Source organism: Rhodococcus sp. LB1 (assembly GCF_001583455.1).
Classification (GTDB): Bacteria; Actinomycetota; Actinomycetes; order Mycobacteriales; family Mycobacteriaceae; genus Rhodococcus_F; species Rhodococcus_F opacus.
Genome location: NZ_LTCZ01000257.1, coordinates 1 through 21192, shown reverse-complemented (window position 1 = coordinate 21192; position 21192 = coordinate 1). Strand labels below are relative to the sequence as shown.

Below are 21192 nucleotides of genomic sequence, written 5' to 3'. Positions count from 1 at the left end.
TTTCCGTGACCTGCCGGGTTCCGACAGTACTCGCGACGCAGTCGCGGCGCGGTCACATCGCCACCGGGCCGACGGTCATAGAAGTGACGGCGCGCAACGCGGCGTCTCCCCGCAAGGACCAGGAAGGCTTCGACATGGACATCTCGGTCAGCGACACCTCCCGGGCCGGGCGATCGACCCCGGCACGCCCGTTTCTCTCCACCGCCCGCGGCACACTCACGCTGACGCTGTTGTGCGCCGTGGCATTTCTCGACTTCGTCGACGCATCCATCGTCAACATCGCCCTGCCCGACATGCGCAGCGACCTGGACATCTCGGTTCAGGAACTGCAATGGGTACCGAGCGCGTACCTCCTCACCTACGGCGGATTCATGCTGCTCGGCGGCCGCCTGGCCGACCTGCTCGGTCGCCGTCGCGTGCTCGTCACCGGCACCGTCGTGATCGGGTTGTCGTCGCTGATCGGCGGGTTCGCCGGAAGCGCGGAAGTCCTGATCGGGGCGCGACTCGCGCAGGGTGTCGGTGCGGCACTGATGCTTCCGGCCGCGCTGTCGATTCTGACGACGACGTTCGAGGAGGGCCCCGAGCGGCATACCGCGCTCGGCGTCTGGGCCGGGGTGGGCGGTCTCGCTTCCGCCGTCGGTGTTTTTCTCGGCGGCGTGCTCACCGAGGGGCCGGGCTGGCGATGGGTGCTGTTCGTCAACCCGGTCGCGTGCGCGCTCGTGCTTCCGGCGGTCTTCGCGCTCATTCCCGGCGACCGGCGCCGCGCCCGGTTCGCGAACTTCGACGTCGCGGGCAGTGTGCTCGGCACCGGCGGGATGCTGTTGCTCGTCTACGCCCTGGTGACGGCACCCGACCAGGGCTGGGGCAGCGCCCGCACGATCGCCGGGTTCGCCGGTGCATTCGTGCTGATCGTGGCGTTCGTGATCAACGAGCAGCGCAGCCCGCACCCCCTGCTGCCGCTGTCGATCTTCCGCGTCAAGGGTCTGGCAGCCGCGAATGTCACGGGGCTGATCGCCTTTGCGGGTCTCATCGCGATGTTCTTCTTCCTGACTCTCTACATGCAGAACGTTCTCGGCTACTCCCCCATCCAGACCGGTGCGGCCTACCTCCCGCTCTGCCTGGGCGTCGGTGTCGCCGCCGGGATTTCGTCCCAGGTGCTCACCCGGACCGGAACCCGTCCCGTCGTCGTCGCGGGAGCGCTGGTGGCCTCGGCCGGCCTCTACCTGCTGTCCCGGATCCCCGTCGACGGCTCCTATCTCAGCGATCTGCTGCCCGGACTGATGATCGTGTCGTTCGGTCTCGGCGCCGTCTTCGTCGGCGTCACGACCGCAGCCAACGCCGGTGTGCCTGCCGGCGAGGCAGGGCTCGCGGCAGCGTTGCTGAACGCCTCACAGCAAGTCGGCAGCGCACTCGGTCTCGCGATCTTCGCCGCGATCGCCACGTCACATTCACAGCATCTGCTCGCAGCGAATTCGCCTGTGCCCGAGGCACTCACCCTCGGCTTCCAGCGGGCGCTGCTGACCGGCAGCATCTTCCTCGTCGCCGCGGCCCTGATCGGCCTGCGCACCGGCAACGCACACGGAGACGCCGAGCACCGCACGAACTGACCCCGGTGGGCTCGTCAGTCGAGGTTCTCGACGACGAGCCCGGCGAGGCGCGCGCGGTCGGCGAGGATGTCGATCTCGACGATCTTCCCGCGCCGGATCGTGACGCCCATGACCGACAGCAGCTGCCCGTCGGAGATCGCGACCACTCCGGCGGCACCGTTGACGAGCGCCGGATGCGCGAACCGAGCCAGCCGGGCGAACCCGAGGACCCGGCCCGCGACCGTCTCCGAGCCGCGCACCATCGTGGAGGCTCCCGCCGGCAACGCTCCGGTATCGGCGCGGAGCACGACATCCGGATCGAGCACGGCCACGAGCGCGTCGAAGTCGCCGCTCCTCGCGGCCGCCAGGAACGCGTCGACGACCGCACGCTGGCGGACCGGATCGGTGTCGGGAACGGGGGCTCCCTGCAGACGCCGGCGTGCGCGGCTGGCCAGTTGCCGGGCGGCCGCCGGGGTTCGCTCCACGATCGGAGCGATGTCCTCGAAGGGCACCGCGAACATGTCGTGCAGCACGAATGCCAGTCGCTCCGCAGGAGTGAGCGTGCCGAGGACCACGAGCAGCGCGAGACCGACCGAATCGGCGAGCACCGCCTCATGTTCGGGGTCACTGCCGTCCGCCCGGGTCACGATCGGGTCGGGCACTGCCGCATCCAGGGGATCTTCCCGCCGTGACCTGCGGGACTGCAGCATGTTCAGGCACACCCGTGCCACTACCGTCGTCAGCCAGCCGCCCAGGTTCTCGACGGTGCCGGCGTCGGTGCGGCTCAGTCGCAGCCAGGATTCCTGCACGGCGTCCTCGGCCTCGCCGATCGAGCCGAGCATCCGGTAGGCCACCGCCCGCAGGTGTGTGCGATGCGCCTCGAACTGCTGCGCCAGCATGTCGTTGTCGTTCATCGGTCACGTCCTTCCGTCGCGGTCTGTCAACTGTGTGACCGGCGAAACGCGGCCGATGTGACGGCGGATGCCTCGTCCGTGGCCCGTGATGCGCGTAATGCATCCAGTTTCCCTGGTTCCGCTGTCCGATATCGCCGTGGTTAACTGAAATGACGCTCACAGTCTCTGAAGGGCTGGACGGCATGTGGAAAGCACAGCAGGTCGGACGTCTGTTTCTCGTCTCGGTGCTCGCGGCTCTGGCCGTGTGCGGAGTGAGTGCCACCGCGTCGGCGCATTCCCCGGCAGTCACCGGGAAGGTCGTGGCGCCGACACTCTCCCCCGCGAGCGGGCAGGTCGTCGGCATCGCGCATCCTGTCGTCGTCCGGTTCGCGTCACCGGTGTCCGATCGCGCGCTCGCCGAGCGTGGTGTCCAGATCACCCCCTCGAAACCCGTGCCCGGCCAGTTCTCCTGGATCGACGACCGCACCGTGCAGTGGACCCCGGACCACTTCTGGCCGGCCGACACCCGGGTGACCGTCGAGGCGGCGGGCGCGAGGTCGCAGTTCCAGGTGGGTGACGCACTCGTCGCCGTCGCGAACACGACGACCCACCAGTTCACCGTCAGCATCAACGACCAGGTCGTGCAGACCATGCCGGCGTCGATGGGCAAACCCGGATACGAGACACCGCTCGGGACGTTCCCCGTCATCGAGCAGTTCCGCGACATGATCATGGATTCGTCGACGTACGGCGTCCCGATCGATGACGAGGAGGGCTACCGTCTCTACGTCGAGTACGCCACCCGCATCACCTGGGGCGGGATCTTCGTGCACGCCGCACCGTGGTCGGTGAACTCGCAGGGCTTCGAGAACGTCAGCCACGGCTGCATCAATCTCAGCACCGAGAACGCACGGTGGTTCTACGACAACGCCAAGATCGGCGACCCGGTCATCGTCACGGATTGAGTCCCGCATGGTGTCGGAGACCCGGAATGCGCGGGGCCGGAGACACAGAAAAGGCGGTTTCCCGTTTCCGGGAAACCGCCTTCGCTGATCATCTGGTCGGGCTGACAGGATTTGAACCTGCGACCACTTGACCCCCAGTCAAGTGCGCTACCAAGCTGCGCCACAGCCCGTCCACACCCTCGTTCAGGTGCTCGATGAGATTACATCAGGGGCAGTCCGTAACGCTAATCGCCTGGTCAGAGCGCATTCTGTCGGATCAACGATTTCGCCGCTCACGCTTTTCCCGCACCCGCACCGAGATGCGGACGGGGCTGCCGTCGAAATTGAACTCCTCGCGCAGACGCCGCTCCAGGAACCGGCGGTAGCCCGCCTCCAGGAACCCCGTCGTGAACAGCACGAACGTCGGCGGACGTGTTCCGGCCTGCGTGGCGAACATCACGCGAGGCAGCCGGCCACCGCGCATCGGCGGCGGCGTCGCGGCGACGACTTCCTTGAGCCAGGTGTTGAGCCGGCCCGTGGGAATCCGCTTGTCCCAGGACTCCAGTGCGGTGTCCAGGGCGGGGACGAGCTTCTGCACCGCGCGCCCCGTCTGCGCCGAGATGTTGACGCGCTGCGCCCACGGCACCCGCACCAGGTCCCGATCGACTTCCCGGTCGAGCTGGAGGCGCCGGTCCTCGTCGACGAGATCCCACTTGTTGAACGCGATGACGAGGGCCCGGCCGGCGTCGGCCACCATGCTCAGCACGCGCAGGTCCTGCTCCGAGATCGGCTCGGATGCGTCGATCAGCAGAATCGCGACCTCGGCGGCCTCGATGGCGCTCTTCGTCCGCAGCGACGCGTAGAACTCGGCGCCGCTGGCGTGGCTGACCCGCTTGCGCAGACCGGCGGTGTCGACGAAACGCCACGGCCTGCCGCCGAGCTCCACGATCGAGTCGACCGGATCGACGGTGGTGCCCGCGACGTTGTGGACCACCGAACGCTCGTCGCCCGACAGCTTGTTCAGCAGGCTCGACTTCCCGACGTTCGGCTTCCCGACCAGAGCCACGCGTCGCGGCCCGCCGCCGGGGATGCCTTCACGCGGGGTCTCCGGGAGTGCGGCGAGCACCTCGTCGAGGAGATCGCCGGTGCCGCGGCCGTGCGTGGCGCTCACCGAGTGCGGCTGTCCGAGACCGAGCGACCACAGTGCGGCCACCTCGGATTCGGTGCGGCCGTCGTCCACCTTGTTGGCGACCAGCAGAACCGGGGTCTTGGACCGGCGCAGCACCTTGGCCACGGCCTCGTCCGTTGCGGTGGCGCCGACGACGGCGTCGACGACGAGGAGGATCGCGTCCGCGGTCTGCATCGCCAGTTCCGCCTGCCGGGCCACCGATTGCTGCAGACCCTTGGCGTCGGGTTCCCAGCCGCCGGTGTCCTGCACCATGAAGCGGCGGCCGCTCCAGTTCGCCTCGTAGGAGACGCGGTCACGGGTCACACCGGGAATGTCCTCGACCACGGCTTCGCGGCGGCCGATGATCCGGTTGACGAGCGTCGACTTGCCGACGTTCGGGCGCCCGACCACTGCGAGGGTGGGAACCGGGACGTGGGACTCTCCGTCGCCGCCGTCTTCGAGGTCCAGGACCTCCCAGTCGGATTCCTCACTCCAGGTGCCGTCGCCTGCAAACTCGGTGGTGAATTGTTCGGTCACTGCCCTGCTCCAGTTCTTTCGCTTACCACCAGCAGCAACCTGCCGATCACGTCGTCGATTCCGAGTTCGCTGGTGTCGACCAGCACGGAATCGTCGGCCGGCCGCAGCGGCGACACGGCGCGCGTGGAGTCGAGGTGGTCACGACGCTGCACGTCGGCCAGCACGGCCGCGTAGTCGTCGCCTCGTCCTTCCGCGAGATTCTGCGCATTCCTGCGCTGTGCCCGGGCTTCCGCCGAGGCGGTGAGGTAGATCTTCACGTCGGCGTCCGGGATCACGACGGTGCCGATGTCCCGGCCCTCGACGACGATCCGTTCGGCCTCGCCCGCGAGACGACGCTGCGCCGCGACGAGCAGTTCACGCACGGCGGGAACGGCGGAGACCGCCGAGACGGCCTTGGTCACCGCGTCGCCGCGGATCTCCTCCCCCACGTCCTCCCCGTCGAGCAAAACCTGCTCGCCCGACGGGTCGGTGCCGATCGACCACGGCAGACCCGCGGTCGCGTCGGCGATCGCTGCGGGATCGGTGAGGTCCACGCCCTTGCGCAGCGCATGCAGCGTCGCGATCCGGTACATGGCGCCGGTGTCGAGGTATCGGGCATCGAGCCGCTGCGCGAGCATCCGCGAGACGCTCGACTTCCCGGTTCCGGACGGGCCGTCCATCGCGACGACCAGCGACGACGTACTCACAGGCCCACCGCCCCGTAGAGACCGCCGACCTCGCCTCGACCGAGTACGCGGAGCGTGCCGGGACGCTGGTCGCCGAGAGCGACCGCGCCGATGTCCGTCCGGACGAGCCGGATGACGGGGTGTCCCACGGCCTCGAACAGGCGGCGCACGATGTGCTTGCGGCCTTCGTGCAGGGTGACGCGGACGAGCGACTTGCCCTCGTTGATGTCGAGGAGCGTGAACGTGTCGACCTTCGCCGGTCCGTCGTCCAGCTCGACACCCTCCTTGAGCTTCTTTCCGACGCCGCGTTCGAGGGCACCCGACACGGTCGCCAGGTACGTCTTCGACACCTCGAAGGACGGGTGCATCAGCCGGTGCGCCAGGTCACCGTCGTTGGTGAGCAGCAGCAGTCCCTCGGTGTCGGCGTCCAGTCGACCGACGTGGAACAACCGCTGACCTGCGGCGACCCGCTCGGAGACGATGTCGCCGACGCACGGGCGCCCGAGGTCGTCCGACATCGTCGACTGCCAGCCGCGGGGCTTGTTCAGCGCGAGGTGAACCAGGTCCTTCTGCACGACGACGCGGACGCCGTCCACACGCACGACCGCGTTCTCGGGGTCGATGCGCAGTCCCTGTTCGATGACGATGCGGCCGTCGACCTCGACGCGACCCTGCGAGATCAGTTCCTCGGCCGCACGGCGCGACGCGACGCCGGCCTGGGCGAGAACCTTCTGCAGTCGCATGCCGTCGCCCTGCGGCGGGCCGGCGGGCCGATCGGCGGCGTCGGCGTACTGGTGCCGGGCAGGCTTGGCGTTGCTGATCTTGGGCGCCTGGGCCTGGGCGCGCTGCGGCTTGGCCGACTTGGGCTTGCCGCGTTTGTTCTTCGCGGCCGCGGCGTCGGGCCTGCCCGACTTGCCCTTGACGGAGTCCGACCTGGTCGGACGCCGATCGGTCTCGGAGCGGCTCGGTCGCCCTCCGGCTTCCGACCTGTCCGAGCGACCCCCGGTCTCCGACCTGGTGGGGCGCTGCTTCTTGTTGTTGTTGTTGTTGCGATCCGGTGTGCCATCTCGGCGAGCGGGTTTCTTCACTTTTGTACTATCCCTGTCAGTCTTCGGTGTCCAGCCCGGTGTCCAACTCTTCTGTGGAAGCCGTAGCTTTATTCATTCTCGCAAATCGTGGGTCAGATTCCAGACTGTCACTGATGTCATCTATCAGATCCACGTCCGGCAACAGCGGGGCCAAGGCGGGAAGATCGGCGAGAGACGCCAAGCCGAGCCGTTCCAGGAAGAGCTCCGTCGTCGAATACTGCGTGGCGTTGGTATCGGGATCGACGCCGGCTTCGGCGATCAATCCGCGAGCGAGAAGTGTGCGCACCACCCCATCCACGTTGACGCCGCGCACCGCACTGATCCGTGCGCGGGTCAACGGTTGACGGTATGCCACCACGGCCAGAGTTTCCAACGCCGCCCTCGTCAGTTTGGACCGGGCACCGTCGAGCAGGAGTCGTTCCACGTAGGGCGCGTACGCGGTGCGCGTGTAGAGACGCCAACCGTCACCGGCATATCGGAGGTCCATCCCGCTCCCACGGGCGGTGAGCTCGGCGGACATGCGGTTCAGCACGTCCGTGATGCGATTCACAGAAGCGCCGGTCGCGGAGGAGAGCTGTTCGGCACCGGCGGGAGAGTCGACGATCAGCAGCAGCGACTCGAGGACAGCTTCGAGTTCGGTGTCCGACAGCTCGGGTTCTGCGTCGACGGCGCCCTGGTCGTCCGACTCGTCGAACGGGGCCGAACTCATCCGTAATCCTCCTCGGTCACCGGGGCGTGTGTGCCCTCCCCGGTCCAGCTCACCAGCAATTCCCCGAGCGGCTCGGGCTGTTCGAACAACACCGACTGCTCGCGATACAGCTCGAGCAGCGCGAGGAATCTTGCCACGATCAGGGCCGTCACCTCGCACTCCGAGACCAGGTCGCCGAAGGTCGCCCACTCCCCGGCCCCTCGTTCGCGGAGCAGTTCCAGCATCCTCGCCGCCTGTTCCGGCACCGACACCGCGTGCATGTCGTGCAGATGGTCCAGTCCCACGGTGGGCTTCGGGCGGGGTGTGAACACGGTTGCGGCGATCTCCGCGAACCGCTGCGGGTCGACACCGAGCAACACTTCCGGCAGCAACTGGGTGAACTGGTCCTCCAGTGCCGCCGACCGCGGGTACCGGCGCAGCGCGGCCGCCTCGAGCTCACCGAACAGTTGCGCCACCTGCTTGTACGCGCGGTACTGCAGCAGCCGGGCGAACAGCAGGTCGCGCGCCTCGAGGAGCGCGAGATCCTCTGCGTCCTCCACCTGCCCCGCGGGAAGCAGACGGGCCGCTTTCAGATCGAGCAGTGTCGCGGCGACCACCAGGAATTCGGTGGTCTGATCGAGACCCATCTCCGCGCCCAGCGTGCGGGTGTAGGCGATGAAGTCGTCCGTCACCTGGTGAAGCGCGACTTCCGTGACGTCCAGCTGTCGCTGGTTGATCAGGGTGAGGAGCAGGTCGAACGGCCCCTCGAAATTCCGCAGCGTCACCCGGAAGCCGGGCTTGACCACGGGCGCCTGCTGATCCTCGGCCTGCGATACCGGGGTCTGCGAGCCCTCGGTCTGCGGTGGAGCCGAAATGTCTTGCGTATTCACCACTTACCGGCCGGACCGGTGAATGACCTCGCGTGCCAGGGCACGGTACGCCTCGGCGCCGGTCGATTTCGGCGCCCAGGTGGTGATCGGCTCCCCGGCGACCGAGGTCTCGGGGAAGCGGACGGTGCGGTTGATCACGGTGTCGTAGACGAGATCCCCGAACACCTCCACCACACGGGCCATCACCTCACGCGCGTGCAGGGTCCGCGAGTCGAACATCGTCACGACGATGCCGGCGAGTTCGAGCCGCGGGTTGAGCCGGTCGTGAACCTTCTCGACCGTGTCGTTGAGCAGCGCCAGGCCGCGCAGGCTGAAGTACTCGCACTCCATCGGGATGATCACCGAGTCCGCGCAGGCCAGCGCGTTCACCGTGAGCAGACCGAGGGAAGGCTGGCAGTCGATCAGTACGTAGTCGTACCGGTCGAGCACCGGGTGCAGCACACGTCCGAGCGTCTGTTCCCGGCCGACCTCGGTGACGAGCTGGATCTCCGCCGCCGACAGGTCGATGTTGCTCGGCAGGAGGTCGAGGCCCTCGACGCGTGTCCGCATCAGGACATCGTCGATCGCGACACGGGGTTCGACGAGCAGATTGTGGACGGTCAGGTCGAGGTCGTGATGCGCGACGCCGAGCCCCGCGGACAGCGCCCCCTGGGGATCGAGGTCGACGAGCAGGACACGTCGGCCGAATTCGGCCAGCGACGCTCCCAGGTTGATCGTCGACGTCGTCTTGCCGACGCCACCCTTCTGGTTGCACATCGCGATGATCCTGGCCGGGCCGTGCGAGGGCAACGGGGCCGGTTCCGGCACCTCGCGCGTCGGCCGCCCCGTGGGGCCGAGCTCTTCCTCCACGACCACGGCAGCGTCCTCGAACAAGGCTGCGGGTTCGGTCTGCCGCACGTCGAACATGTCGCCCTCCTGTTGCGAGTGCTCTGACTCCGCCGCTGGCGGCTGCGGTGTCACCACGGTCCGATGATCCCCTGTTCTCTCGATGATCGCTGCCGATCCCACATCGTTATACGAACGCTACCGCCTCGTACCGTGAATTTTCCCCTCGACACGCTTTCCGTCACCTTGCCCGGGGGTGCGCTCCGGCCCACACCTCGCGCAGCGCACCCACTGTCACCAGCGTATATATCTGGGTGGTCGTCACCGAGGCATGTCCCAGCAGCTCCTGGACGACCCTGACGTCGGCGCCGCCGTCGAGCAGGTGGGTCGCGAACGAGTGACGGAGTGTGTGCGGCGACACCGCCGACGAGATGCCCGCCGCGTCCGCCGCGGTCTGCAGCACCTTCCACGCGCTCTGGCGGGACAGCCGTCCGCCGCGGACATTGAGGAACAGCGCGGGTGTTCCGCGTGAAGCCAGTGCCGGCCGGCCCCGGATCAGGTAGGCGTCGAGGGATTCGACGGCGGGCCGGCCCACCGGGACCACCCGCTGCTTGCCCCCCTTGCCCCGCAGCAGCACCGACCGGGTCTCGGTGTCGACGTCGTCGACGTCCAGGCCGACGGCTTCGGAGATGCGGGCGCCCGTCGAATACAGCAGCTCGAGCAGCGCGCGGTCGCGGACCGCCCGCGGTCCGTCTGCGGGTCCGCTGCCTCCGACCGCCTCCAGCAGCGCCAGCACCTCGTTGACCGGCAGCGATTTGGGGAGCCGTTTCGCCGGCGACGGCGGCCGCACGTCCCGGGCGACGTCGACGGCGGTCATCGCCTCGGCCGCGGCGAACCGGTGGAATCCGCGCACCGCGATCAGGGCGCGGGCCGCCGAGCTCGCGGCCAGCGGCGGCAGTTCGCGAGCCTGGTCGCCGGCTCGCAGAGCGATCACGAAGTCACTGACATCCTGTTCGCGGATGCGCCCGATGTCGGTGACCTCCCGGTCGGCGAGGAACTGTGTGTACCGCTCGAGGTCGCGGCGGTACGAACCGAGGGTGTTGCGGGCAGCTCCGCGCTCGACGGCCAGGTGGTCGAGGTACGAATCCACCTGCCGCGCAATCACCATGTCATGCCCGCGCGGCCTCGTCCCCGGCGGCGCGCGAGCGTTTTCTCTCGCTGAACCTGTCGGGGCGATCGACCCAGGGCGCGGTCACGTCGCGGAGTTCGCCGAGACCGCCCGGCCGGGACCGGGCAGCGGCGAGGGCCATCACACCGGCTACGGCCGTGGCGTTCACGATTGTCCCGTTCAGCACCATCGACACGACCTCGTCGAGTGGAATCCGCTCGATCTCGAGGTCGGCTTCCTCGTCCTCCGGATCGGGCCGGTCCACGTCGTACAGGTCCTCGGCGAGGAACACGCGCACCGACTCGTCCGTGAACCCGGGCGAGAGAACGACGTCCACGAGAACGGACCAGCGACGGGCTCCGAGTCCGGTCTCCTCCGCCAGCTCGCGCCCGGCGGCGTCGACGGGGTCCTCCCCCGGCTCGTCCAGCAGGCCCGCCGGGATCTCCCACAACCGGCGCCCCACCGGGTGCCGGTACTGGTGGATCAGGACGACCCGGTCCTCGTCGTCGAGCACCACGACGGCGACGGCGCCGTGGTGCTCGACCACCTCACGTTCGGCGGTCCGGCCGTCCGGCATCGCGACGTGATCCACCCGCAGGGCGAGGATCGCGCCGCTGTAGACGGCGCGCGAGTCGAGAGTCTCGAATTCGTGCCGGCCGGTGTCCGTCATGGTCGGTCTCGCCCTATCCCGCGCTGTCGACGGACGCGACCTCGTCGCGGTCGGCGGAGTCGGCGAGTTCGTCATCGGTGGCGACGGCGGCGGCCCGCTCCTCGCCGTGCACGTCGACGGGAAGCCGCTCTTCGAGCTTGTGCTTCAGCGCCGCGTCGACGAACGCCGCGAACAGCGGGTGTGGACGCGTCGGACGGCTCTTCAGTTCGGGGTGCGCCTGCGTCGCGACGAAGAACGGGTGCTGGTCGGCCGGGTATTCGACGAACTCGACGAGGTGACCGTCGGGCGAGGTTCCGCTGAACCGGAGTCCGCTCTTCGCGATCCGGTCGCGGTACGCGTTGTTGACCTCGTAGCGGTGACGGTGGCGCTCCGACACCTCTTCGCTGCCGTACGCGCGGGCGACGACGGACCCCTTCGTCAGGACGGCGGGGTACGCGCCGAGGCGCATCGTGCCGCCGAGGTCCGCCTCGCCGGCGATGACGTCTTCCTGGTCGGCCATCGTGGAGATCACGGGGTGCGTGGTCTCGGGCTCGAACTCGGCGGAGTTGGCGTCGTCGAGACCCACGCTGCGCGCGGCCTCGATCACGACGCACTGCAGGCCGAGACACAGTCCGAGCAGCGGGATCTTCCGGTGGCGCGCGTACCGGATCGCGCCGAGCTTGCCCTCGATACCGCGGATTCCGAAGCCACCGGGAATCAGCACGCCGTCGACGTCGCCCAGGGCGGCCTGCGCGCCCGCCTCCGTCTCACACGCGTCGGACGGCACCCAGGAGATTTCCACCTTCGAGCGGTTCGCGAACCCACCGGCACGCAGCGCCTCGGTGACGGACAGGTAGGCGTCCGGCAGGTCGACGTACTTTCCGACCAGGGCGATCCGCACGGTTTCGCGCGGCTGGTGGACGCGCTCGAGCAGGTTGCCCCACACCGTCCAGTCCACGTCACGGAACGGCAGACCCAGCTGACGCACCACGTACGCGTCGAGGCCCTCGCTGTGCAGCACCTTCGGGATGTCGTAGATCGAGGGCGCGTCGGGGGTCGAGATGCAGCCGTCGACGTCGACGTCGCACATGAGCGCGATCTTGTTCTTCAGCGCCGGGGGAACCTCGCGGTCGCAGCGCAGGATCAGCGCGTCGGGCTGGATACCGATGTTCCGCAGGGCCGCGACCGAGTGCTGGGTGGGCTTCGTCTTGAGCTCACCCGACGGCGCCAGGTACGGCACCAGAGAGACGTGGAGGAAGAAGACGTTGTCCCGACCGACGTCGTGGCGCACCTGACGGGCGGCCTCGAGGAACGGCTGCGACTCGATGTCACCGACGGTGCCACCGATCTCCGTGATGACGACGTCGGGCTGGTGTCCCTGGAGGTCCGGTCCGCTCATGGCGAGGATCCGGCTCTTGATCTCGTCCGTGATGTGCGGGATGACCTGGACGGTGTCGCCGAGGTATTCGCCGCGCCGCTCCTTGGCGATGACCGTCGAATACACCTGGCCGGTGGTCACATTCGCCTGACCGGACAGGTCGCGGTCGAGGAAGCGCTCGTAATGACCGACGTCGAGGTCGGTCTCGGCGCCGTCCTCGGTGACGAAGACCTCACCGTGCTGGAAGGGGTTCATCGTGCCCGGATCGACGTTGAGATACGGATCCAGTTTCTGCATGGTCACGCGCATTCCCCGCGCGGTGAGCAATTGCCCGAGGCTCGAGGCTGTGAGGCCCTTGCCGAGTGAGGAGGCGACGCCGCCGCTCACGAAGATGTGCTTGGTAGCGGTACGCGAATGAGTGCGTGACTGTGGCAAAGGGGCTCCCGTGACGACTGTGCAGGGCTTGGTCTGTTCGAGCAATGCTGGGGCCTGCCGACCCACGGGACTTCACGGTAACACCTTGTCGTACGTCCCGGAAACAACGCGCCGCGATTGCCAGCCCCGATGTGACGCGCGCTACGCCGGGGTGGCCCCCACGGTGACTCCGGTGGTGCCGGGCCCGGTGCCGTACCGGCCGGCGCTGCCGTTCAGTTGCTCCTGCAGTGCGAGCGGAACGGTGATCTTGCCCGCTTCCCGGTCGATGTTGTCGATCGTGGTCAGCGTCGCGGAGAGGGCAGCGTCGGCCCGCGCCACGGCGACCGCACCGTTGCCCTGCGCCGAGGCCGGGCGCCCGGCGAGAACCGCCCCGGCACCGCGCGAATCCAGCGCACCCGCGAACCGGGCCACCACCGCACCGCGGTTGCCGCTGACACCGTCCTCCACGTCGCGATCTCCGGTCAGCACCACCGCGACCTGTGCCGGTTGGACCGCACCGTCGTCGTAGCTGACGAATCCCGCCCCGCGGAGGGTCTCGAGGGCGAGCGCCATCTCCTGCGCGGAACTCTGCGGCTGGCCCGTCTCCTTGCCGAGCATGAGGACCGAGCCCAGCAGGTCGCCGGCGAGACTGCCCTGGTCGACGGCCCCGGTCTTCAACGTGACACCCGCAGGGATCACGTTGTTGACCACTGTCCGCAGCCGGTCACCGCCCGTGGCGTCCACGAACGAATCGGTCAACGACACCCGGCCGGTCACCGACCCACCGGCCTGCGCGATCATGCGGTTGACCCCGTCGAGGTCGGCGGGGTCGGCATCCGGGGTCGTCACGACCATCACGGTGCGTTGCGCGAGAGAGTCGGCCACCACGCGGCCGCCGACCGCGGAATCGAAGCCGTCCGCCGAGTTCAACTGCTCGGTCAGCTGGTTGTTGCGTTCGTTCGCCTTCTCCACGTCGGTCTGCAGGTCGGCCTTGTCGTCGCGCAGCCCCGAGACGAGACCGCTCGACAACAGGCCGGAACCCATCACCACGCCGATTGCCAGAGCCAGGAAGATCGCCGCTATGGAAATGGCATGTTGACGCAGAGAAATCACTTGAAGAACCCCTGGACCCACAACGCGAAGCTGTTCCATGTCGCGACGGCCCAGTCCAGTGCCTCACCACCGATGTTCGACACCACCAGGGCCACGATCACCGCGACCAGTGCGGCCAGTACGAGCAGCGCGATCGCACCGCCCGACACCCGGCTCCGGTACAGGGTCGCCACAGCCTTCGCGTCCACCAGTTTCGGCCCGACCTTCAGGCGAGTCATGAATGCCGACGGGTTGCTGTCGCGGCGGCCGCGGTCGAAGAATTCGTCGAGGGAGACGGTGCTCCCGACCGTGACGATCAGCGACGCACCGTGATGATCGGCCAGCAGCAGCGCCAGGTCGGACGGGGATCCGGAGGCGGGGAACGTCATCGCTCCGATGCCGAGGTCCTGGATCCGTGACAGACCGGGTGCGTGACCGTCCTGGTCGGCGGGAAGAACCACCTCGGCGCCCGACTTGAGCGTCGCGCTCGTGATGTCCTCGGGGTCGCCGACGATGAGATCCGGGCGGTAGCCCGCCGACTTCAGGACGTCGGCGCCTGCCCCGACACCGATGAGGATCGGCGAGTACTCCTTGATGAACGGCTTGAGGTTCTTCAGATCGGAGGCGTGGTCCGGGCCGTCGGACACGATCACGACGTGCCGTTCCTTCATGTCGACGTCGACGTCTGGGACTCCGACGCCGTCGATCAGCAGCGGACTCTCGGTGCGGATGAACTCGATGGTGTTGCCGGAGAACGCCTCGAGGTGGTCGACCAGACCGGTCTTCGCCTCGATCATCCGGTCGGAGATCTCCGCCTCGGTCTGTTCGTCGCCCTTGGCGATGCGCCGTTCCCCGGAGTAGACACCTCCCCCGTTCACCCGGACCTTGCTGCCGTCCTTGATGCTCTTGAAGATCTCGGCGCCGGCCGAATCCACCAGGAGGATCCCGTTGGCGACGATCACCTCCGGACCGAGGTTGGGATAGCGCCCCGAGATCGAGGGCGACGCGTTGATCACTGCGAGAACGCCTGCCTTCACCAGGGCGTCCGCGGTCCCGCGATCGAGGTCGAGCTCGTCGAGAACGACGATGTCACCGGGTCCGACGCGTCGCAGCAACTTGGCCGTGTTGCGATCCACCCTGGCGATGCCGCTGACCCCAGGCAAAGTTTCGGTGTTACGTGACAGCAGTGCCGGCATCTTCATGAGTTCGATGATGGACCGGAAGCAGGACCGACCTGTGGAGGCGCGCCGAACCGTTTACCACATCAGTCACACCATTACCACGGGTGCGGCCGATGGTCCGCCGACGGGTCAGACGGAACGCTCGGCGTTGGCGGTGGCCAACAGTTCCTCCGCGTGGGCCCGACCGGTCTCCGTGTCGTCGAGTCCGGCGAGCATGCGCGCCAGTTCCACCACCCGTTCGTCGTCGGTGAGTGTGTGCACACCACTGCTGACGACCCCGTCCGTGTCGTCGACCTTGTCGACCACCAGGTGGGTGTCCGCGAACGCCGCGACCTGCGGCAGGTGCGTCACGACGATGACCTGGTGTGTCCGGGCGAGCCGGGCCAGTCGCCGGCCGATCTCGACCGCGGCCCGACCGCCGACGCCGGCGTCGACCTCGTCGAACACCATCGTCGCGCCCGAATCGGACCCGGCGAGCACCACCTCGAGGGCCAGCATCACGCGCGAGAGTTCACCACCCGACGCACTCTTGCTGATGGGCAGCGACTGAGCGCCGCTGTGCGCCGACAGCCGGAATTCCACTTCGTCGACGCCGGACGATCCCGCGTGCAGTTCCGTCCCGTCGACGGTGAGCGGGGCGGTGTCCTGCGGTCCGGCGATCCGGGGCCGGACCGACACCTCGAGAGCGGCCCGGCCCATCGCCAGACCTGCGAGTTCGGAACTGACGGCCTTGGCGAGCTTGGCCGCCGCCTTGACGCGGGCCGCGGTCAGTTTCGACGCGGCCTCCGCGGTGGACGTCGCCGACTCCTCGACCTGCTTCGTCAACGCCGCCAAGGCATCGGAGGACACGTCGATCTTCTCGAGCCTCGCACGGGCGTTGTCTGCCCATTCCAGTACGCCGTCGACGTCGGCGGCGTACTTGCGGGTGAGGTTCTTCAGTTCCGCCTGCCGCGACAGCAAGGAGTCCAGCGCCCCCGGATCCGCGGGAAGCCCGGCGAGATACGTGGTCAGGTCGGCGGAGACGTCGGTGACCACCGCGATCGCGTCGGCGAGACGCGGTCCGAGCCCGTCGAGTTCGGGGTCGGTGGCCGATTCGATCCGGGCCCGCGCCTCGGACAACAGATCCAGCGCGGGTGCGCCCACACCGTCGCCGTCCATGTCGTCGCCGCCGGCGAGCGCGGCGTGCGCTTCCTCGGCCGCCGAGCGCAGCGAGTCGAGTTCACTGAGCCTGCGCACCTCCGACACGATCGACTCGTCCTCGCCCGGGGTGGGCGCGATGCCGTCGATCTCGTTGAGGGCGAACGTCAGTTGGTCGGCTTCCTGCGCGAGTTCCCGGGTACGCCCGGTGCGTTCGATCAGTTCGGACCGTGCGGTCACCCATTCGTCGCGGTGCTTGCGGTACCGCGCCAGCAGCGGGCCGACCGTCTTGTCCGCGAACCTGTCCAGGGCGGCGCACTGCTGGTCGGGCCGGAGGAGCCGCAGCTGATCGTTCTGACCGTGAACGGTGAGCAGTGGATCGGTGAACTCGGACAGCACGCCCGCCGGAACGCTGCGCCCACCCAGGTGGGCGCGGGACCGTCCGTCGCTGCCGACGGTCCGCACCGCGATGATGGTGCCGTCCTCGTCCCGCTCGGCGCCGGTCGATTCGAGCAGCCGGGACACGGCACGTTCGACGTGCTCCGAGCCGTCGTCCGTCATGAACCGGCCCTCGACCACGGCACGGGGCGCGCCGAGACGCACCCGGCCCGCGTCCGCTCGCGCACCGCTGAGCAGGTGCAGGCTCGTCACCACCATCGTCTTGCCCGCACCGGTCTCACCGGTGAGCACGGTCAAACCTTCATGGAATTGCGCCGACGCCTCGGAGATCACACCGAGGTTGTCGATCCTGATCTCTGCCAGCACGTCTAGGGCTTCCTTCCTCGCCACCCGGTGACGGGCAGCTCGAACTTTCGCACCATCCGGTCCGCGAACGGCGCCGAATCCAGTCGTATCCAACGAACGGGTTCCTTGCCACGCACCACTTCGACGCGGGCGCCCGCGGGCAGCTCGAGGGTCCGGCGACCGTCGCAGAACACCAGGCCGTCGTGGCTGCCTGCCACCGTCTCGACCGCGATCAGCGAATTCGGGCTCGTCACGAGGGGGCGCGCGAACAGCGCGTGCGCATTGCTCGGGACCACCAGCAGGGCCTCCAGTTCCGGCCACACCACGGGACCGCCTGCCGAGAACGCGTATGCCGTCGACCCGGTCGGGGTGGAGATGAGGACGCCGTCGCAGCCGAAGGCCGACACGGGGCGGCCGTCCACCTCGAGCACTACCTCGAGGACACCGAGCCGGGACCGGTTCTCGATGCTCGCCTCGTTGAGCGCCCAGCCGCGTTCGATGATCTCGTCGTCCACACGGACCAGCACGTCCAGCGTCATACGGTGTTCGATGCGGTATTCACGACGCACCACCTGGGCGAGCGCCTCGTCGAGGTGCTCGGCCTCCGTTTCCGCGAGGAACCCGATGCGGCCCAGGTTGATACCCAGTACCGGAATGGACGCGGCCTGGGCGAGTTCCGCTGCCCGGAGGAACGTCCCGTCTCCGCCGAGGACGAGCACCATCTCGCAACCGAGGGCGGCGTCGGGGCCGGCCTGCACGATGGTGACTTCCAGCCCGGGAACCAGGAATTCGTCGGCCGCCATGCCGTCCATCGGTTCGATGCGGGTGCTGTCGACCTCGTCGACGAGGACGCGCAGTCCGATCCCGGCCCGCTCGAAGATCTTGCCGACGCGCCGCGCGGTCTCCGTGATCTCGGCGCGGCCCGGGTGCGCGACGAGCAGGATCTCCCGCTCGCGTTGCTGGGCGCCGCTGCTTCCCCCGCTCACTGTGGTCCCTCCTGCACCGCGGTGCGGATCAACTCTTCAACCGACTCGACCGGTACATCATCCGTCCCGGGTGTGACATCCGCGCGGAGCCACAGGAAGTACTCGACGTTCCCCGACGGTCCCGGCAGCGGACTGGCCACTGCACCGACGGTACGCAGTCCCAGCGATGCTGCCGTCTTCGCGACATCCAGTACCGCGGCGACGCGCAGCTCCGGGTCACGCACCACACCACCGGAGCCCACTTGGTCCTTGCCGACCTCGAACTGCGGCTTCACCATCGGAATCAGATCTGCGCCGTCGGCCACGCAGGCGACGAACGCCGGGAGGACGAGCTTCAGGGAGATGAACGAGAGGTCCGCGACCACCAGATCGACCGGGCCGCCGATCTGCTCGGCGTCGATGGATCGCACGTTGGTCCGGTCGACGACGTGGACGCGGTCGTCGGACTGCAGCCGCCACACCAGCTGGCCGTATCCGACGTCCACCGCCACGACCTCTCGCGCGCCGTGGTGAAGCAGCACGTCGGTGAAGCCGCCGGTGGACGCGCCGGCGTCCAGGCAGCGCTTGGCCTCGACCTCGAGTCCGCGGGGGCCGAACGCCTCGAGCGCACCGAGGAGTTTGTGCGCCCCGCGCGATGCCCAGGACACTTCGTTGTCGAGCTCGACCACCCGCAGCGGAGTTCCCGCTTCGATTGCGGTGGCCGGTTTGGTCGCTGCCGCTCCCGAGATCAGTACTCGGCCGGAGGCGATGAGTTCTTGCGCGTGCTCTCGGGACCGGGCCAGTCCCCTCCGAACGAGTTCGGCATCCACCCGTGCTCGACGGGCCACGTCAGATCTTGTCCACGGTGGCCAGCGCCTCCACCAGCACGTCGTGCGCCTTCTCGAGAAGATGGGCTTTGCGTGGGATGACCCCGACGCCGTGCTCGTCGTCAGGATCAGGTTCGACGGCTCCGAGCCGCGACAACAATCCGTCGACCTCCGTGTGGATCTTCTCGGGGTCGACACTCTGAGGAGGCCCAGGTAGATGGGCTCCCGGGCGCGGTATTGGCGTGCTCATCGGGCACAACGCTAGTCCATCGCGTTCCGATACGCATACAGCGAATCGCGTGACGGACAACGCGGGTCTGCCGGGTTTCAGGCACCCCAGCCGGAGACGACCGCACTCACCGCGGGCGTCGTCGACGTGATCCGCGAGAAGTCGGGGAACTTCCAGGCGCCGGCGGTCACGGCCCGCAGCAGCGCAGCCGAATCCACCGGCGCGGCGGAATCGCTTGTCGGTTCGATCACCAGGTCGCTGCCGTCGAACTCGACGGACCACCGGTTGTCCTCACCGATGAGGGATTCCTCGGCGGGCCGGTTGAGCGCGTCCAGTTCGGACGCCAGGTAGGTGGGCCGTTGCTCCGGAGCGGCGCGCAGCACGTCGACCGCGGTGCTCACGCCGGTGAGCACCAGCAGGGAATCGAGGCCGACGTTGTTGGCGCCTTCGATGTCGGTGTCCAGCCTGTCGCCCACGACGAGCGGGCGCACACACTTGCTGCGGCGCATCGCGTCTTCCATCAGCGGCGCGGCCGGTTTACCCGCCACGAGTGGTTCGCGGGACGTCGCCGTGCGGAGCGCTGCGACCATCGATCCGTTGCCGAGGACGAGTCCGCGTTCGGTGGGGAGGGTCGAGTCCAGGTTCGCCGCCACCCAGACCGCGCCTGCCCGGATCGCGAGGGTCGCCTCGGCGAGTATCGCCCATCCCGTCGTCGGCGAATGTCCTTGGACGACAGCCGCGGGCGCGTCCTCGAACGACCGCACCGGACGCAGTCCGACGTTCCGGACTTCGTCGGCGAGCGCTTCGGTGCCCACGATGAGCACCGGCGAATCGGGGGCGACGTTCTCCGCGAGCAGCCTGGCCGCGGTCTGTGAACTCGTCACCACCGTCGACTCGTCGGCATCGAAACCGAGTTCCGTCAGGTGTTCCGCGACCTCACCCGGCCGGCGACTGGCGTTGTTGGTCACGTAATAGCAGGACTGCTGCCCGGCCGCCAAAGCCTCTCGCGCACCGGGGATTTCCTGCGGCCCTTGGTACAGGGTGCCGTCGAGGTCGAGCAGCAGTGCGTCGTAACCGTCGCGCAGAGCCGTCACTGATCGTCTCCGGTCAGCTCGGCCACACGCTCCTCCGCGTCGGTGTCACCCTCGAGATCCGCCGCGGCGGAATTGAGGAACCACTTGAGTCCGTCTTCGATGCGACCGGCGGCCACCAAGGCATCGGCGTACGCGTAGAACAGGCGAGCGGCACCGGGACCGGTCCGGGAGGCGTCGAGATCGGGGGTCTGCAGCGTGACCACGGCCTGGTCGAACTGACCGAGGTCCATGCGCGCTCCGGCGACCACCATGCGCAGTTCGGCTGCCTCGTCACCGGACAGCGCAGCAGCTTCCTCGCTCCGCCCGAGTTCGATTGCCCGTTCCGGGCGGCCCAGACCGCGTTCGCAGTCAGCCATCACCGCGAGCAGTCCGGGACCACCGGCCATGCGACGAGCGGCGCGCAACTCCGACAGCGCCTCCGCCCATTCGCCGGCGTGGTACGCGGTGATACCCGCGGCCTCACGGACGATGGCGATTCGGCCCGCACGCTGGCGCGCGGCGCGAGCATGCGCGAGCGCAAGTCGCGGATCGTCGTCGACGAGCTTGCCGGCCATCACCAGGTGACGCGCAACCGTGTTCGCATTCGTCTTGTCCAGGCTCAGCAGGTCGCGGCGTACCGCGGGATCGAGCTCGCCGGCCTCGACGTTCTCGGGCAGATCCGGTTCGTCCGGACGGGCCTGCTGCCGCTGCGGACGGTCACCTTCACGTCCGCGAGGCGCGAAGCCGCCCTCGCCACCACGACGGGGTCCGCCACCGCGACGATCGCCACCGGCACCGCCACGGTTGTCGCGCGAATCGCGACGGGGACCACCGGTCGAGCCACCACGACCCGAACCGCCGGCGCCGCCACGATCGCCGCTGGACGCACCGCCACGATTGCTGTTGGAGGCGCTGCCACGATCGCTGTTGGAGGCGCCGCCTCCGCGGAAGGACCGACGTCCGTCGTCACTCTCCGACACAGTCATTCCTTTCACACAAACCACGAAAGGGGACCCAGTATATTGGGTCCCCTTTCGGTAACGGATGTTCG

At 68.5% G+C, this 21192-nt stretch carries 19 protein-coding genes, 1 tRNA gene and 1 pseudogene; 2 read left to right on the top strand and 19 right to left on the bottom strand.

The window, feature by feature from the left end; all coding sequences use genetic code 11:
• Positions 1 to 134: 134 nt before the first annotated feature.
• Positions 135 to 1403, top strand: a pseudogene (locus tag AZG88_RS28590) (MFS transporter); the annotation flags it as partial.
• A gap of 218 nt (positions 1404 to 1621) precedes the next feature.
• On the opposite strand, the gene AZG88_RS28585 reads toward AZG88_RS28590, so the two are convergent.
• On the bottom strand, positions 1622 to 2500 hold the full coding sequence (locus tag AZG88_RS28585) for a sigma-70 family RNA polymerase sigma factor (RefSeq protein ID WP_060968998.1): 879 nt from the start codon (positions 2498 to 2500) through the stop codon (positions 1622 to 1624).
• A gap of 149 nt (positions 2501 to 2649) precedes the next feature.
• Here AZG88_RS28585 and AZG88_RS28580 point away from each other — a divergent pair, with 149 nt between their 5' ends.
• Entirely contained in the window at positions 2650 to 3444 is a 795-nt protein-coding gene (locus AZG88_RS28580; RefSeq protein ID WP_005243155.1) for a L,D-transpeptidase, read from the top strand.
• A gap of 93 nt (positions 3445 to 3537) precedes the next feature.
• Here the strand turns inward: AZG88_RS28580 and AZG88_RS28575 are convergent.
• The 18 genes from AZG88_RS28575 to AZG88_RS50715 all read right to left on the bottom strand — a co-directional run bounded on the left by AZG88_RS28575 (position 3538) and on the right by AZG88_RS50715 (position 21127).
• Positions 3538 to 3614, bottom strand: a tRNA-Pro gene (locus tag AZG88_RS28575).
• Between the two features lie 86 nt (positions 3615 to 3700).
• Positions 3701 to 5128 (bottom strand): ribosome biogenesis GTPase Der, encoded by a 1428-nt coding sequence (der, locus tag AZG88_RS28570; RefSeq protein WP_005243157.1) that lies wholly within the window; start codon positions 5126 to 5128, stop codon positions 3701 to 3703.
• A complete protein-coding gene (cmk, locus tag AZG88_RS28565; protein WP_005562874.1) occupies positions 5125 to 5814 on the bottom strand; it encodes a (d)CMP kinase in 690 nt (229 codons plus the stop codon). Before cmk ends, der begins: the two co-directional genes overlap by 4 nt.
• The gene (locus AZG88_RS28560; RefSeq protein WP_082764321.1) at positions 5811 to 6881 is read right to left on the bottom strand and encodes a pseudouridine synthase; all 1071 of its coding nucleotides are present in this window, start codon (positions 6879 to 6881) and stop codon (positions 5811 to 5813) included. The genes cmk and AZG88_RS28560 overlap by 4 nt, the downstream gene beginning before the upstream one ends.
• Before the next feature lie 16 nt (positions 6882 to 6897).
• A complete protein-coding gene (scpB, locus tag AZG88_RS28555; protein WP_005243162.1) occupies positions 6898 to 7590 on the bottom strand; it encodes an SMC-Scp complex subunit ScpB in 693 nt (230 codons plus the stop codon).
• Positions 7587 to 8462, bottom strand: a complete 876-nt coding sequence (locus AZG88_RS28550) for a segregation and condensation protein A (protein WP_061040480.1) — start codon at positions 8460 to 8462, stop codon at positions 7587 to 7589. The genes scpB and AZG88_RS28550 overlap by 4 nt, the downstream gene beginning before the upstream one ends.
• The gene (locus tag AZG88_RS28545; protein WP_005243170.1) at positions 8463 to 9467 is read right to left on the bottom strand and encodes a ParA family protein; all 1005 of its coding nucleotides are present in this window, start codon (positions 9465 to 9467) and stop codon (positions 8463 to 8465) included.
• A 58-nt stretch (positions 9468 to 9525) separates the two neighbouring features.
• Positions 9526 to 10452: a site-specific tyrosine recombinase XerD gene (gene xerD / locus AZG88_RS28540; RefSeq protein ID WP_061040481.1), complete on the bottom strand. Its 927-nt coding sequence runs from the start codon at positions 10450 to 10452 to the stop codon at positions 9526 to 9528.
• Between the two features lies 1 nt (position 10453).
• Complete coding sequence (locus tag AZG88_RS28535) at positions 10454 to 11122, bottom strand: NUDIX domain-containing protein (RefSeq protein WP_005243172.1); 669 nt, start codon at positions 11120 to 11122, stop codon at positions 10454 to 10456.
• A gap of 13 nt (positions 11123 to 11135) precedes the next feature.
• Positions 11136 to 12914: a CTP synthase gene (locus AZG88_RS28530; protein WP_025432832.1), complete on the bottom strand. Its 1779-nt coding sequence runs from the start codon at positions 12912 to 12914 to the stop codon at positions 11136 to 11138.
• 141 nt (positions 12915 to 13055) lie between these two features.
• On the bottom strand, positions 13056 to 14006 hold the full coding sequence (locus AZG88_RS28525; protein ID WP_025432833.1) for a copper transporter: 951 nt from the start codon (positions 14004 to 14006) through the stop codon (positions 13056 to 13058).
• A complete protein-coding gene (steA, locus tag AZG88_RS28520; RefSeq protein ID WP_005243185.1) occupies positions 14003 to 15187 on the bottom strand; it encodes a putative cytokinetic ring protein SteA in 1185 nt (394 codons plus the stop codon). The genes AZG88_RS28525 and steA overlap by 4 nt, the downstream gene beginning before the upstream one ends.
• 108 nt (positions 15188 to 15295) lie before the next feature.
• A complete protein-coding gene (gene recN, locus AZG88_RS28515) occupies positions 15296 to 17068 on the bottom strand; it encodes a DNA repair protein RecN (RefSeq protein WP_005243187.1) in 1773 nt (590 codons plus the stop codon).
• A 2-nt stretch (positions 17069 to 17070) separates the two neighbouring features.
• A complete protein-coding gene (locus AZG88_RS28510; protein ID WP_005243189.1) occupies positions 17071 to 18033 on the bottom strand; it encodes an NAD kinase in 963 nt (320 codons plus the stop codon).
• Positions 18030 to 18860: a TlyA family RNA methyltransferase gene (locus AZG88_RS28505; protein ID WP_061040483.1), complete on the bottom strand. Its 831-nt coding sequence runs from the start codon at positions 18858 to 18860 to the stop codon at positions 18030 to 18032. The genes AZG88_RS28510 and AZG88_RS28505 overlap by 4 nt, the downstream gene beginning before the upstream one ends.
• A 1-nt stretch (position 18861) precedes the next feature.
• Positions 18862 to 19089 carry a hypothetical protein gene (locus AZG88_RS52075; RefSeq protein WP_043943807.1) on the bottom strand — a complete coding sequence of 76 codons (228 nt, stop codon included), beginning with the start codon at positions 19087 to 19089 and terminating at the stop codon, positions 18862 to 18864.
• A 77-nt stretch (positions 19090 to 19166) separates the two neighbouring features.
• Positions 19167 to 20162, bottom strand: coding sequence for an HAD-IIA family hydrolase (locus AZG88_RS28495; RefSeq protein ID WP_005243203.1), 996 nt, complete (start codon positions 20160 to 20162; stop codon positions 19167 to 19169).
• Positions 20159 to 21127 (bottom strand): tetratricopeptide repeat protein, encoded by a 969-nt coding sequence (locus AZG88_RS50715; protein WP_082764322.1) that lies wholly within the window; start codon positions 21125 to 21127, stop codon positions 20159 to 20161. Before AZG88_RS50715 ends, AZG88_RS28495 begins: the two co-directional genes overlap by 4 nt.
• Between the last annotated feature and the right edge of the window lie 65 nt (positions 21128 to 21192).